Annotated in this window: 12 protein-coding genes; 5 read left to right on the forward strand and 7 right to left on the reverse strand. The window is 70.2% G+C overall.

What is annotated here, in order from left to right:
* Positions 1-601: 601 nt before the first annotated feature.
* From OHA91_RS38175 to OHA91_RS39970, 4 genes are all read right to left on the reverse strand, one after another.
* Positions 602-1324 carry a 4'-phosphopantetheinyl transferase family protein gene (locus OHA91_RS38175; protein ID WP_051893445.1) on the reverse strand — a complete coding sequence of 241 codons (723 nt, stop codon included), beginning with the start codon at positions 1322-1324 and terminating at the stop codon, positions 602-604.
* A gap of 224 nt (positions 1325-1548) precedes the next feature.
* The gene (locus OHA91_RS38180) at positions 1549-2388 is read right to left on the reverse strand and encodes an alpha/beta fold hydrolase (RefSeq protein ID WP_266504401.1); all 840 of its coding nucleotides are present in this window, start codon (positions 2386-2388) and stop codon (positions 1549-1551) included.
* Positions 2385-2978 (reverse strand): TetR/AcrR family transcriptional regulator, encoded by a 594-nt coding sequence (locus OHA91_RS38185; RefSeq protein ID WP_328740948.1) that lies wholly within the window; start codon positions 2976-2978, stop codon positions 2385-2387. The genes OHA91_RS38180 and OHA91_RS38185 overlap by 4 nt, the downstream gene beginning before the upstream one ends.
* Before the next feature lie 355 nt (positions 2979-3333).
* Entirely contained in the window at positions 3334-3810 is a 477-nt protein-coding gene (locus tag OHA91_RS39970; protein ID WP_408059220.1) for a zinc-binding dehydrogenase, read from the reverse strand.
* 359 nt (positions 3811-4169) lie between these two features.
* On the opposite strand from OHA91_RS39970, the gene OHA91_RS38195 reads away from it, so the two are divergent.
* On the forward strand, positions 4170-4517 hold the full coding sequence (locus tag OHA91_RS38195; protein WP_266504397.1) for a chloride channel protein: 348 nt from the start codon (positions 4170-4172) through the stop codon (positions 4515-4517).
* Between the two features lie 248 nt (positions 4518-4765).
* Positions 4766-5416 (forward strand): hypothetical protein, encoded by a 651-nt coding sequence (locus OHA91_RS38200; protein ID WP_266504395.1) that lies wholly within the window; start codon positions 4766-4768, stop codon positions 5414-5416.
* Between the two features lie 205 nt (positions 5417-5621).
* Here the strand turns inward: OHA91_RS38200 and OHA91_RS38205 are convergent, their stop codons facing one another.
* Positions 5622-6737, reverse strand: coding sequence for an NADAR family protein (locus OHA91_RS38205; RefSeq protein ID WP_031155026.1), 1116 nt, complete (start codon positions 6735-6737; stop codon positions 5622-5624).
* Positions 6738-6800: 63 nt separating this feature from the next.
* On the opposite strand from OHA91_RS38205, the gene OHA91_RS38210 reads away from it, so the two are divergent.
* Complete coding sequence (locus OHA91_RS38210) at positions 6801-7745, forward strand: endonuclease/exonuclease/phosphatase family protein (protein ID WP_328740950.1); 945 nt, start codon at positions 6801-6803, stop codon at positions 7743-7745.
* A 440-nt stretch (positions 7746-8185) separates the two neighbouring features.
* On the opposite strand, the gene OHA91_RS38215 is transcribed toward OHA91_RS38210, so the two are convergent.
* Positions 8186-9169 carry a BtrH N-terminal domain-containing protein gene (locus OHA91_RS38215; RefSeq protein ID WP_266504390.1) on the reverse strand — a complete coding sequence of 328 codons (984 nt, stop codon included), beginning with the start codon at positions 9167-9169 and terminating at the stop codon, positions 8186-8188.
* A gap of 17 nt (positions 9170-9186) precedes the next feature.
* Positions 9187-10791 carry an MFS transporter gene (locus OHA91_RS38220; protein WP_328740951.1) on the reverse strand — a complete coding sequence of 535 codons (1605 nt, stop codon included), beginning with the start codon at positions 10789-10791 and terminating at the stop codon, positions 9187-9189.
* Positions 10792-11453: 662 nt separating this feature from the next.
* Between OHA91_RS38220 and OHA91_RS38225 the strand changes: the two genes are divergently transcribed.
* Together OHA91_RS38225 and OHA91_RS38230 are read left to right on the forward strand one after the other, a co-directional pair.
* A complete protein-coding gene (locus OHA91_RS38225) occupies positions 11454-12005 on the forward strand; it encodes an RICIN domain-containing protein (protein WP_328740952.1) in 552 nt (183 codons plus the stop codon).
* A gap of 532 nt (positions 12006-12537) precedes the next feature.
* Positions 12538-13536 carry a phage baseplate protein gene (locus OHA91_RS38230; RefSeq protein ID WP_328740953.1) on the forward strand — a complete coding sequence of 333 codons (999 nt, stop codon included), beginning with the start codon at positions 12538-12540 and terminating at the stop codon, positions 13534-13536.
* Positions 13537-13723: the final 187 nt, after the last annotated feature.

Genomic DNA, 13723 nt, shown 5'->3' on the forward strand with positions numbered 1-13723 from the left:
AAGCGGATGCGACTCGACAGGGTGTCGCCATGCACATGACAATCCGTCAACTCACCTTCGCCTTCGAAAGGTTGACCCACCCCCGGCCCGCCCACAAGAGGCCGACGGACGCGTAACATCCTTGCCATGCTCCGGCCACGATTGAGCAAAGACGTACCGCACATGACGCGGGCACGGCCGATCGCCCCGACCCGGAGACCGGAAGCCCGCCGACCGCATTTCGGTACCGCATGTGCGGCCCGAACCGCGGTGCCCCAGGTGGCTCGATTTCACGCCGGAAGCGGTCGTGGCCCCAGGACGCCCCGCCGCAGAACCTCTCCCGGACCGGCACGGCTCGCCGCCGCCGCTGCCTGAGCCTTTCCCGATGCCCCTGACGGACTGACACGCTCCGTCACTTCCGCACCGGGAACGGATTCCAGCCACGTCGCACTTCCCGCCGTGGGCCCCGGCGGCACATGACGGGGCGGTTCGACGCGCGCGGAGGCTCCCTGCGGACGGCTTCGAAGCCTGGTCTTGGAGCCCGGTACGGAGCGGTGCGGAGCCGCCGGGGATCGCCTACGACCGACCCGGGAACCGAGTTGTGAAATTTTCGTGAGCGGCCTCACGCGTCGACGGTGCGGGTGGTGTGGGTGAGGGTGGCGAGGGCGGCTTGGTGGTGGGGTGGGGTGGGGAGGTCGGTGAGGTGGTAGCCGGGGATGGTGGGTGGGGTGGGGTGGGTGCTGACGTAGGGGTGGGTGAGGCCGTTGGCGAGTCCGGTGCCGGTGGCTTTGAGGCAGGCTTCTTTGCGGGCCCAGCAGCGGGCGAGTGCGGTGGTTCGTTCGTGGGTGGGGAGGGTGGTGAGTTCTTGGGTTTCGGTGGGGTGGAGGAGGTGGAGGACGTCGTTGATGGTTTGGGGGGTGGGGTGTTCTTCGATGTCGATGCCGACGGGGGTGGTGGCGAGGGCGATGTAGGCGTGGTCGCCGCTGTGGGAGAGGGAGAAGTGGAGTGGGTTTCCGGGGAGGTTGGGTCGGCCGTGGGGTTGTCCGCAGCAGGGGCAGTCTTCGCGGGTGAGTTGGATGGTGTGGGCGGGTTGGTTGAGGTAGAGGGCGAGGATGGTGCGGAGGGCGAGGTGGGAGGTGGTGTAGCGGTGGGTGAGGCCGGGGGTGTGGAAGCGGGTGGCGCGTTCGTTTTCGTTTGCGTCGAGGATGGTGTGGGCGTCGGTGACGTGGTGGCCGCCGACGGTGTGGATGGTGGTGTTGAGGGCCCAGACGACGGGTGTGGTGGGGGTGGGTGCGGGTCCGGGGACGGGTGGGTTGGCACCAAGTTGGTTGATGTGCTCGATCACGCGTTTGAGAGTAATCGAGCCGGTCGAGGCGCCGGCCGGGACGGCCGGACGGGGCTCGGCGGACCGTGTGGCGCATGACCCGCCAGGCCCCGCCCCCATTCTTCTGAGCAGCCCGGCGAGATCTCACGCACCCTCACACGGCGCTGCCTGCTTACACCAGTTGCGCACGTGCCGTTGAGTCGCCACCTTCGGTTTGAGTCACCCAGGGCGAGTTCGCTTCGGGTTCACGCTCGGAATGCCTTCCGGAGCAACTCGCCGAACTCGTCGGGGTGCGTGGTCAGGCCGGTGTGCCCGCCGGGGAAATGCAGGAGTTCCGTGCAAAGACGGTCGGCCAGGAAGGCGGCCGGACGGTAGGGCAGCTCGCCGCGTGAGTCGTGGCCGCAGGCGAGCACGAGCCGGTTCGACAGGGCCTGCAGTCGGTGGATGTCCGGGGCGTAGGACATGAAGCTCGGCACGATGCGCCCGACGAAGTAGGGCAGGTTGGCCATCGTCTGCTCAACCCGCGCCGCAGCCCGCGGTGGAAGCTTGGTCTCGGCTTGCGGCTCGAGGGTTTCGCCGTCCTTCTTGAGACCTGCGGAGAACACGGCGATCGCCGGCATGAGCCCCTCCGTTTGGAACGTTGCCTGTACGCGTGCGATGAACGCGCGGTGTTCGGGGGCGTCCGGCAGGACCTCCACTACCGGCGGCTCGTGTGCCACGACGCGTTCGACGCGTTCGGGATGCGCGGTGAGCAGGTGCAGGCTGGCGATCGCGCCCGAGCTGGACCCGAACACCCGGGCCGGCTCATCCGGCGACAGCAGTTCCACCATCCGGAAGGCGTCGTCGGCGTGTTCGGCCACGCTCTGCTCGGCTTCGGGGTCGTCCAGCGTGCTTCGGGACATGCCGCGGGGGTCGTAGGTCGCGACGGTGTACTCGGTGGCCAAGTCGTCGGCGATGCCGTCGAAGGAGGCCGCGCCGCCCGCCCCTCCGGGGATCAGCAGCAGGAGCGGGCCGCCCTGGCCGCGTACTTCGTAGTGCAGGGTCGCGCCGTTCACCCGCAGGCTGCCGATGGTCGGGTCGGTCATGCGGAGTCTCCTTTTCGGGACGGGGGCCAGTGCTCCAGGAGGATGTGGAGAGCGTCGAGGGCTCGGACCCAGGTCTGCTGCGGCGAACGCTCATGAGCGAACCCGCCCGCGGCCTCCAGGGCGACGAAGCCGTGGAACGTACTGCGTAGCAACCGCACCGCGTCGGTCAGGTCAGGCTCGGTGAGTCCGTAGCCGCGCAGCACGCCGTAGGTCAGCTCGACCGCGCGGCGAGGTCCGGCCGCTTTTGCGGCCAGCTCGGGGTCGATCCGGATCGGGGTCTGCGTCGCCATGTAGCGGCCCGGATGCTTGTGGGCGTACTCCCGCCACGCGTCGGCAAACGCGACCAGCGCATCCTTGCCCGCCCGTCCGGCGGTGGCCTCCGCGATACGGACGGTCTTCTCTTCCGCCGCCAGCAGCGCGATCCGCCCGCGCAAGTCTTCCAGGCCACGGACATGCGTGTAGAGGCTCGCATCCTTCACGCCGAGTCGCCGCGCCAACTGCGACATGGTCACCTGGTCGAGCCCGACCTCGTCCGCCAGTTCGGCGCCCGCGATCGTCACCCGGTCCGCCGTCAGCCCTGCCCGTGCCATGCGCCCTCCTCATCATCCTAGGGTCTCTAGGTTTAGCCTAGAGGTACTAGGTATGGCAAGTGGAAGGCATTGCCGCCTGGCCCCGCCATGCCCCACCGACCGGCAGCCGGGGTGCCTTACTCGTCCGCATTGATGCCGACGAGGAAGGCGCGTCCGCGTGGAGGTCGAGGACGACGACCCGCTCACCACTCCCCGCGTCAACCGGGCGCCAGCAGGACGACACCGGCGGACGCGGCATGACGTTCGTGGCGTTCCTCGCCGTCGCCTGGGGGTTCGAGACCCACGCCCTCGTCGGCAAGGCCACTGGTCCGAGTTCGGCTGAGCCCGTCGTTCTGGCCGGACCGGTGCGGGGCCGTCAGGGTGTGAGGATCAGCCGGATCGGGTTGTCCTCCTTGCGTTCCAGAGCCTTCACGGCCTGCGCCGCGTCGGCCGGCCGGTGGATCCCGCTGATCGAGCCGGAGAGGTCCAGACGGCGCATGCCCACCAGGCGGACCAGGTCGACGAGGTCCTCGGGGCGGGAGCCGTAGTGGCCCAGGACTCGTTGCCGGAAACGGCAGAACCAGAGGTTGTCCTGGATGGTGAAGGGCTGGTCGGTGAGGCCGACCAGGACCAGCCGGCCGTACTCGGCGAGGGCGGCCAGCGCCTGGTCCCGTGCGGCAGGCACACCGGCGAAGTCGAAGGCGGCGACGCCCCCGGTCCCGGCGGCGGCGCGCAGCAGGTTGGCGAATTCGGGGTCTGCCGGGTCCAGGGCGGTGTCGGCCCCCAGCCGGAGGGCCCGCTCGCGGGCGGCCGGCAACGGGTCCACGGCGACGACCGGGCATGCGCCCACCATCCGGAGCAACTGCACGGCGTGCGCGGCGAGACCGCCGACACCCCATACCGCGACGGCCTCCGGGGGGCGTACGTTCGCACCCGAGGTGATCGCCGCCCACGGGGTGGAGACCGCGTCGGGGATGACTCAGGCCTGCTCGAAGGGGATCCCGGGCGGCAGGGGGACCACCACTTCGGCGGCGGCCACGGTGTACTCGGCCCAGCCGCCGTCGATGCTCACCCCCCGAGTGCAGGGGCTCCGTCGCGGACCTCACCGGCCTGGAGGACGACGCGGTCTCCCTCGCGGGACCGGTGACGTCCTCACCGAGAACGGCCACCTCGCCCGCGGTCTCATGACCGAACGTCACCTTCGTACTCCTGGTGCTGCGTACCGCGGTCGTCGCCCTGTGCCTCCGGGCCGGCGCCTACGGAGGGCTCCTGACGCCGTCGTTCGCCAACGGCGCGCTGCTCGGCATCGTCGTCGGCCGGCTCTGGGAACTGATGTGGCCGGGTACCCTCCTGGCGTCCTACGCGGTCGTGGCCGCGGGGGCGTTCCTGGCGGTGTCCCAGCGGATGCCGGTCACGGCGGTCGTGCTCGCCCTGGAATTCACCGGCTCCCAGCAGGAAGTTGTCATTCCGCTCCTGCTCGCCGTCGCCGGTGCGACCGCGACCGGCGCCCTGCTGCGCGGCACGACCGCACCGGCGGCACGTGAGAAGAGACCCCGGTAGACACCGAACCCACGGACCCGGAGCGTCCGGGCGGCAAGGCCCGGCGACGATCCTCCACGCCGGATCGCAAGGCCGGCCCGCGCCCGGAGCGGCGGCCTCGCCGACCGGCTCCTCCAGGACGCCCCCGATCGAGACGAAGCCGATGACGACGGCGTCGGGTCCGGTGCCCATGACGGCGGGACAGCAAGGGGAGCTGCGCCGTGCGGCGGGCCGAGCGGGCCGCGACCTGGGTGGAGTAGGACTCCACGATGTCGTCGTACGCGTCCGCGACGACCTCGCGGCGCGTACGCATCGCGCGTTCGGCGGGCTCGAAGCGCTTCGGGCCGGCGGCGGTACGGGCGCTGAGCTGGGCGGGGCGCTGCAGTCTCATCATCGGCGCCGAGCCGGCCCCGGAGAACGCCTACCGCCCGCTCGGCGTCATCCAGGAACAGCCCCAAGCCCGCGATCGCGGCCCCGCGCACCCGCGCGTCTGCGTCACGTGCGCAGCCGACGAAAGCCTCTCCGCACCCGCGTATCAGCGCTGCGGCGTCCTGGTAGGCAGTGGACTCCTGACCGTCGGGACCGATCCAGACGCCGCCGAAGCCCTCATGATCGACGGCTTCACGGCCGATGCTCACGATCAGCGCGACCACCGACGCCCGATCGGGCGTGGAGGGGGAGTCAGCCATGGCGAACAGGAACGGCAGACTGGCCACCGTGCACGGATACACGTCCCCCTGGTGATGGGCGGCACCGTAGAAGCTGCTGAAGGCCTGCTCCCGGGGCTCGGCGTCGGGCAACGCCATGTCGTGCAGCCATTGCGGAACATCATCGGCCGGCCCGTAGGCGTGCCCCATGGATGCCCAGTCGATGCTCTCCAAGTCGTTGATCATGCCCGGTACCATGCCGGGCAGCACTGACACCCGCGATGCGAGGCCGGTCGGGTTCAGCGGCGGCCACCGTGGCCAGGGTCCACGTACCCGCCGAACGGTGGGCCGAAGGCGTGCCCGTCGTCGGTCACGACGTAGTCCGGTTCGGTTTTCGCGGCGGCCGCGTGCAATCTGATGACGCACGGACGTCCGGCCGGGATCGCCCCGCCGAGCACACCTCGATGCGTGGCCCGCGTCAGTCGACGAGAGCCTGCCGGGCCAGCAGTTCGGCACGGACGAGTTCCAGAAGGCGGCCCGTCCAGTTGCGGCCCCGGCCGCCGTTCTCGCCCCAGAAGCCCGAGTCGGCGTCGTCGTAGAGCAGGGTCGCGTCACCCGTGGCGAGCAGGATCGCCGCGAGGTCGGGGTGCTGCTCGTACTTGGCTCGCAGCAGCCGGGCCATGACCGCCGTCCGGACCTGCCCCCAGCCTTCGCGCCGGGCCACCGCGGCCGCGACCGTACGGGCCTTCGCGCCCGACTCCGCCGCCACGACTGCGGCACGGGCATCCGGTTCGGCGACGGACCGGGCCCAGTAGGCGTGCGCCACCGACGGGTACGTGACGTCCCCGATGGTGATCGGCGCGGGGTAGTCGTTGCGCAGGGCCTTCTTGCCCGGGTCTTCGAGCGCGCGCTGCGGATACGAGTGGTAGATCTTGACCGCAGGAGCGAAGGACTCGGCCGGCCCGTCGGCGGGCACCCGCGAAGGGGCCTTCGCGAGCCACTGCGCGCGGTCCTCGAAGTAGGCGACGGCTGCGTCGTACTCCTGCTGCGCGACCGTTGCCCCCGACTCGTCCGGGATCCGGCCGCCGGGCCCCGCCACCAGCACCTTGAGGGGACGGTCCTTGCGGTCCATGTCGCCGAGCGCGTAGTGCCGCACGCTCTCGGGGACGGCCAGGTAGGCAGCCCGGGCGGCGGCCCGGCTCTCCTCCGTGCGGTCCGCCATGAAGACGTCCACCGCGGCGAGGCAGCGGGCGGTCGAATCGGGGCGGCCGTTCAGCTCGTCGATGGTGTCGCGGACTTCGGCGAGCAGAAGGTCCGGCGTCAGCCAGGTGCACGGTTCACCGAACGTCCACGAAGCCAGGCCGTGCGCGGAGGCGCGCCCGCCGTCCGGAAGGCTGGTGGCCACCCATCCACAGCGGAGCTTCTGTTCGAACTCGTCGAGGGTGACCAACTCCCAGCAGTCGACGAGGCCGTCGGCGTAGATGAAGAGGTCGGTGAGGAAGTAGGAGCCGCCGTTGCATATGAACGCGTGCCGCCAGGTGCCGGGCACGCGGACGCCGTCCGCCGTTCGATGGGTGATCCGATTGTCGATCATGCGGTGATGATGCCGGACGGACCGGCCGGGAAGCACCTGGATACTGGGGCGAGGCACCGTGTGATGAGGTGCGTCCACTCCAGGGAGGCGATCGTGCTGAGCAGGGGCGCGCGGTGGGTCGCGGCCGCGATGACAGCGGTCTGCCTCGTGCTGCTCCAGGGCGCCGGCGCACCGAACGGTGGCCTCCTGTTCGCCAGGCCGCTGCAGCCCGACGCCGCCGAGGCGGTCGTACCGGGCCGGGTCGGCACGTGGAACATCTGCAATCCCTGCGGGAGCGGGAACGACTTCGGCCGGGCGACGGAGATCGCCACGTACGCGCCGCAGCTCATCGCCCTGCAGGAGGCGTGCGTACGTGACGTCGAACGGATCCGCAGGTACCTGGAGGAGGTCTACGGGCTGACCTACCGGGTCGAGTACGGGACGGTCCTGCGGAACTGGAACCGCTGCGGGGGGCTGCCGTGGCGGCCGGGCGGCTACGGCCAGGCGATCCTCTCGGCGGCGCCGATGACGGACCGGGTGAGCGTCGAGTACCCCGTCGGCGGCTCGGAGGACCGCGGTTACCTGGCCGTCACCACGCTGGTGGACGGCCGGCCCGTCCGCGTCTTCAACACCCACCTCGCCGAGCGCCGGCAGGGCGAGGTACGCGCGGGACAGATCGAGGTGCTCGCCGCGGAAGTCGCCCGCCACGACCGCGCGATCGTCCTCGGCGACTTCAACGCCGTGCCGCACGCGCCCGAACTCGCCCCGATGTGGGCCCTGGCCCCGGACACGGACCACGGCTGCCGCCCCTCGACCACCGATGCCGACGCGGACGCCGACGCGGACGCCGACGCCGGCGCAGACGCCGACGCCTGCACGACGACCACCGACTGGGACAGCACGTTCGACTACGTCTTCCTGCGCGGTATCACCCCGGGCACGGACCACGTCCGCCCCAGCCCGTACTCGGACCACCACCTGCTGTACACCGACCTGAACCGGGGCCGGGGGGTGTCCGGCCGGAGGTAGCGCAGTGCCGTTTCGTCAGCGAAACGGGCGGCGCGAAGAGGCGAACTGCCGACAACCCTCCTCCTCTCCCTCCCCGCCCACGCCGCCGACGCCGCGCCTCGTGCCCAGTCCTACTGGCCGGGCGGGCGGTTGTCGTGCCCCGCCTGCGGATCGAGTGCTCTGGAGGCGGCGGCCCAGGACTCGGGCCCGGGGCCCGGGTCGGGGAGCAGCCCGAGTATGTCCAGCAACAGCTCCAGGTCCCTTGCGTCGGCGGCGCGCGCAGCAACAGCGCGGCGCGCCGCCGCCCGGTCCGCCGTCCCGGAACATGCCAGGAGAGCTGGCTCGTCACAGCCGAAGGGATCCTTCATCCGCCGATCCCACCACGCGCACCGTCCGCATGCCACCGCACTGCTCCACCTGCCCCGCGGCCGGCGGCACGGCCACCGTGGTGTGCCCGCGCACTAGAGCATGGTGAGTGCCTGCATCGCAGAGCGCTCGATACGCGCGAGTTCACCGAGTACGGAGCCGGCCCGTACGAGATGGTCCGCGTCGCCGGATTCGCCTGCTGCCGCGATGAGCGCGGCCACTTCTGTCCAGAAGACGGCGGCCTCGGTGTACAGGGTGTGGCCGGTGCGCAGGTGGCTGTTGTCGATCAGCTGGGCGCACTCGGCGAGGAAGTCCCGGTAGAGGTTGCGGAACAGGGCGCCGCCGGTGCCGGCCCTCTCCATGAGGACGGCGGCCTGCGGCAGGTCCTCGCGTGGGTTGGCGCTGCGCTGCAGCCATTTCGGTACCTGCTCGGCGGCCTTCGCGATGCCGCGGTGCCCCAGGTTCGCGATGGGCGGGTGCAGGAAGGCGTCGGCGCAGGTCTTGATCGCGGGGACGATCCGGTCTCGTGGTGGCGTCAGGCCCACGGGCGCCGTGATGGTGAAGGAGCGGTTCTTGGCGGTCATGGGGCCGCGCTCGGCCCTTGCCCTGGCCAGGCTGGCGAGACTGGTCGAGACGGCTCCGCCCTGCGGGTCGGTGTCCACCAGGTGGGCGTCCTGCTCGTCATAGCCGTACATGGCCACCACGTGCCCGCCGAAATGCACCTTGGTGCTGAAGTAGTCCAGGTGGTAGCTGTCGAGCTGAAGCCCGACCGGCCGACCGGCGTCGATGGGGGCCGCCACGTTCTGCCACGCCTTGCGCGGGGAGGTGGTCTCCGAGACCAGGAGCTCGAGTCCGAGCCTGGCAGTCAGGTTCCTGGTGAGCTCGAACGGTTTCACCCGGCCCCCCAGGAAGGGAAGGCCCATGCTCTTGCTGTCCCAGTAGATGAAGGACAACCCGGAGCCGAGGCCGAACAGCATGGGTTCGGACAAGTCGAGTCCCTCGTGCCGCAGCAGCATGCCCAGTGCCGTCGTCTCGCAGTGCTGCATACCGCGGACATCAAGGTCTTTCACCATGGCCATGCTTGGCATTCTCCTCCTCACAGCCCCCGGTCGGCGGATGCGGAGTCCTCGGTGTAGTAGCGCAGTAGGAGTTCCCGCTCGGCATCCCGGTGCGGGAACATGAGGAAGATCAGCAGCGCACCCAGCGCGATCGCGACCAGGCCGACGGCGTACGCCCGGTCGTCACCGTGGAGGAACGACTGGCGTGCTGCCGCGACGATCTGGTCGGCGTACTCGGGGTACTGCTGGGCGACCTGCCCGGCGGAGGCGAACGACTTCGTCAGCTCGCTCTGGACCTGGTCGGACACGTCCTTGCTCTCGGGGGAAGCGGCGATCGCAGCGCTGAAGGCCGAGGCGTAGCCGGCGGTGAGGAGCAGACCCATGATGGACTGCATGACGGCCCCGCCGAGGTCCCGTTGAAGGTCGGCCGTGCCTGAGGCCATGCCGGCGCGTCGCACGGGCACCGATCCGGTGAGCGAGTGGGATGCGGGCGTCCCGGCGAAGCCGGCGCCGATACCGATGAGCACGTAGGCGAGGCCGATCTGCCAGTAGCTGCTGTCCTCGCCCCAGAACAGCAGCATCCAGGCGAAGGCGAGGAACAGGAACGTGTAACCGATCAGCAGGGTCGTGCGGGCTCCCCGTGTCTCGACCAGCTTCGCGGACCGTGGTGCCACGAGCACGATCATCACGACGAGGGGGAGGATGGCGGCGCCGGCTTCGACGGGGTTGTACTCGAGCACGTTCTGCAGGTACTGCTGGCTGATGAACGCCGATCCCATCATGGAGCCGTACACGATGATGCCCGCGCATGCGGCGACCCAGAACGTGCGCCGGCCGGCGATGTGGAGGTCGTACAACGGGTTGGGAGCCCGGCGCTGACGCCAGACGAACGCCGCTCCGGCGGCCAGGGCGATCGCGGCGAGGCCGACGACCAGTGCCCCCTGGTCGGGGACGGCGGCGAAATTGATCGCCAGCACCAGCCCCGCGACCAGGAGGACGGACAGGATGCCGCCGAGGTTGTCCACCGGTTCGGCCGACTCGTTGGCGTGCGCGGGGACGAACAGCAGGGCCATGACCAGCGCGACCACGGCGAGGGGCAGGGTGACCAGGAACACCGACCCCCAGTAGAAGCGTTCGAGCAGCGCGCCCGCGATCACCGGCCCGAGCAGGGAGATGCCGCCGCCCAGGGCCGACCACAGTGCGATCGACTTCGTCCGCCCCGGCCCCGCCCACAGGGCGGTGATCAGTGCCAAGGTGGTCGGGTAGGCCATGCCCGCCGAGAGCCCGCCGAGGATCCGGGCCACCACGAGGACGGTGTCGCTCGGCGCGTACGCGGCGAGCAGACAGGCGGGGACGGACAGGGCGACGCCGAGGAGCAGCAGCAGCTTGCGCCCGTGACGGTCGCCCACCGCCCCCAGATAGAGCACCGACGCGGCCAGGCCGAGGGAATACCCCACGGCGATCAGGTTCAGCGCGCTCTGGGAGGAGTCGAACGCCTTGCCGATCGCGGGCAGGGCCACGTTGGCCACCGACAGGTTCAAGTTGGCCACCGCGGCAACGATGATCAGGGACGCCAGAACGAGCGACGCCCGCGCCGGGGCCTCACGCGGAACGTCGATGCGAGGCGCGCCGCTGTGCGACATGGAACCTCCGGAGCGAAGTCGGTCTCGGCGAGAGTCTTGCCTGATCCTCCGTGTCGCACATCGCCCCATCGGGATGACACGCCCACCGCTGCCGACGCGGTCCGCCCGCCCCACCGGTGCCCGCCGCGGGTTGTCGGTACGTATCGAGGCCCGGTTCCTGGTGTCTGCGGTCGAGCAGACCGGAACACGCCATGAGCGCCCATCGGCCGAGGACCGGAACGAGGGGCCCCGGGAGATCACGAAGGCTGCCGTCGGCGGCAGCCGGACGACCCATCACGACGGGGAGTGGTCAAGCCGTCCTCGGTGCGCTCAAGCGGCCGGCCGAACGACAGCACCAGGTGCCGAGGCCCGGCGCGTCCTCTGGAGCGGTCCTTCGACGCCGGGGCCGGGCCGTTGGGCGGCTTGCCCGTCGGGTCGTGGGGGCTCGCTGTTTCCGGGCCCGCTGCCCTGGGCCTGCGCGACGGCGGCCGCCCGCGCCGCAATGCCCAGCTCCGCCCGCTCATGAGGCCGCGTTGGACGCACGCCGTGCACCGCACCCGCCTCACCCATGTGAAATACACATCGGCCGATGAGCATCGCACTGCCGCCGACCGGTCGCGGAACGAGATCGTGTAACTCCGTTCACGTCCCGGCCCGAAGGCCGACAACGAAAGGACACACACATGCCCCGTCGCCTTCTCACCCTCGGCGCCGTTTTGGTCAGCGCCTGGGCGCTCGGCGTCACTCCCGCCTCCGCATCTGCTTCCGGCCCCTCGCACCTGCCCGGCCCCGGACAGTCCACGTCCGATCAGGGCATGTCCGCAGCCGCTGCAGGCGGCTGGCTGATCCACACCTTCAACGGCAAGTGCCTCGAGGTCGAGAACTCCGGGACCGCCAACGGCGCCCGCGTCCAGCAGTGGGCCTGCAACGGACAGGCCGGATCCGGCTGGTACGGCGAAAAGCACGGCAGCTACGAATACGTCAAGAACTACCACAGCGGCAAATGCCTCGAGGTCGAGAACTCCCGGACCACCAACGGCGCCCGCGTCCAGCAGTGGGCCTGCAACGGACAGGCCGGATCCAAGTGGTACCCGCTCGACGCCGGCAACGGCTACTACACCCTCAGGAACCCCGCCAGCGGAAAGTGCCTCGAGGTCGAGAACTCCGGAACCGCCAACGGCGCCCGCGTCCAGCTGTGGGACTGCAAGGGACAGGCCGGTACGAAGCTGTACTAGACCGCCTGAACGCACCAGCGGCCGTGCAGGTGAGTCGGAATCCACGTGCAACGCCGGCTGTCCCCGCCGAACCTGGAGCGCGCCGAGCCCACCGCCCTCCCCGGGCGGACGGCCCGTTGGCCGCGTCCGAATCCCCGACCGCGGCGCAGCGGTCCTGCCAGCCCCCGCCCCCCGGGCTCGCAGCACGCTGCCCCACCAGCACGAATGCCCTGTGAGTCAATCAGGCTCACAGGGCATCCGCCATACCCGGACGGGTCTGGACGGCGACGTCGATGCAGTCCATGTCCGTGAACTCCACCAGCAGGCCCTTGGCCCGTCCACCTCCTTGAAGTACCACTCCTGGAGTCTTTCGGCGGCGAGCGCCTGGGAGGGCTCGCAAACGGCCTCACCGGCCCGCGAGGTAGAAGATCCAGACATTGATGCCCGTGCTGAACGAATGATGTTGCACAAATGTACTTCTGCACAACATTGTTGATGACTCGTCAGCCGTACGACCTCACACACGACCGGGTTTGAAGAGGGGAAGTTCTTCATGAGCACCGACGGTTCAGCGAAGCGCGCCACCAGCCGACGCGGGTTCCTCAAGACGGGTGCAGGCGTCGCCGCCGCCGTGGTGGGCGGCGCCGCACTTCCCCTCTTCACGGCTTCCCCCGCGAGCGCGGTCGTGCCCGACTCGCCACGGTTCAAGCTCGACGGATCCGGCGGCAATCCGATATGGAAGAAGCCGCTCCATGCCAACTGGGTGATGCAGTCCTTCGGATACGACAACGTTCACCGGCACGTGTACTTCCTGCAGACGAAGACGGGGAGCACCAACGGCGACCTGTGGGTCACCCAGACCGACACGGGGGGCAACCAGCTGGGGTCCATGGCCCTCCACGGCTTCGGCCACGGCGTATCGATCGCGGTGGAGCCGTACGGCGGTCAGGTCCACCTGTGGACCGAGTGGAAGACGAGTGCCAGCGGATTCGGTACGCGGATCGGCCGGTTCCCGTTCGTCAACGGGGCCGTACTGGAGCAGGACGACCCCTCGGTCCAGGACCGCACGCCCTCGATCGGCGACACGATGATCAACCCGCAGCCCGTGATCGACCCGTCCACGGACCGTCTGCTCGTGCGCTACAACGTCGGAACCGACCAGCGCCGCATCGTCGCCTTCACACTGAACGATGCCCGCGCCGGGCGGCTCACCAGCGCGCACCGGCTGGTGGAGCGGGCCCTGCCGGCCCGCGGCGACTGGGGCAAGGCCAACCCTTTCCAGGGCTTCGCCGCCTACGGCCGGTACGCCTACCTGCTGGAAGGCCCCGTGGGAAACCCCTCGTACATCACCACGGTCGACCTGAACGACGTCGGGAACTCCACGGTGGTGGACCGCTTCGCAACGACGGCCGGCCAGTCCCTGCCGGGCCGCGAACCGCAGGGCATGGCGATCTGGCAGTCCCCGGGCGGGCCGCGGCTTGCCTTCGGCTTCCACTCGAACACATCGGGAGCCCGCCACGCGAGCGTCTTCTACAAGAGCGAGTTCGTGTAGGCCGAGCCCGGAAGGAACCGCCCGGACGCAGGGTCGTCCGGCGCCGTCCCGTGGACCGTACGACCACCGACGCCGGACATCCCGTCAGCAGCGGGTTCCGGCGCCCGGCGGGTTCGGCGAGGTGGACGGCAGACACGTCCAGCGGGATCAATGCAGCGTCCTGAAGCATGTGTTGCGGTTGCCACGG

Source organism: Streptomyces erythrochromogenes (assembly GCF_036170895.1).
In the GTDB taxonomy this organism is placed as follows: domain Bacteria; phylum Actinomycetota; class Actinomycetes; order Streptomycetales; family Streptomycetaceae; genus Streptomyces; species Streptomyces erythrochromogenes.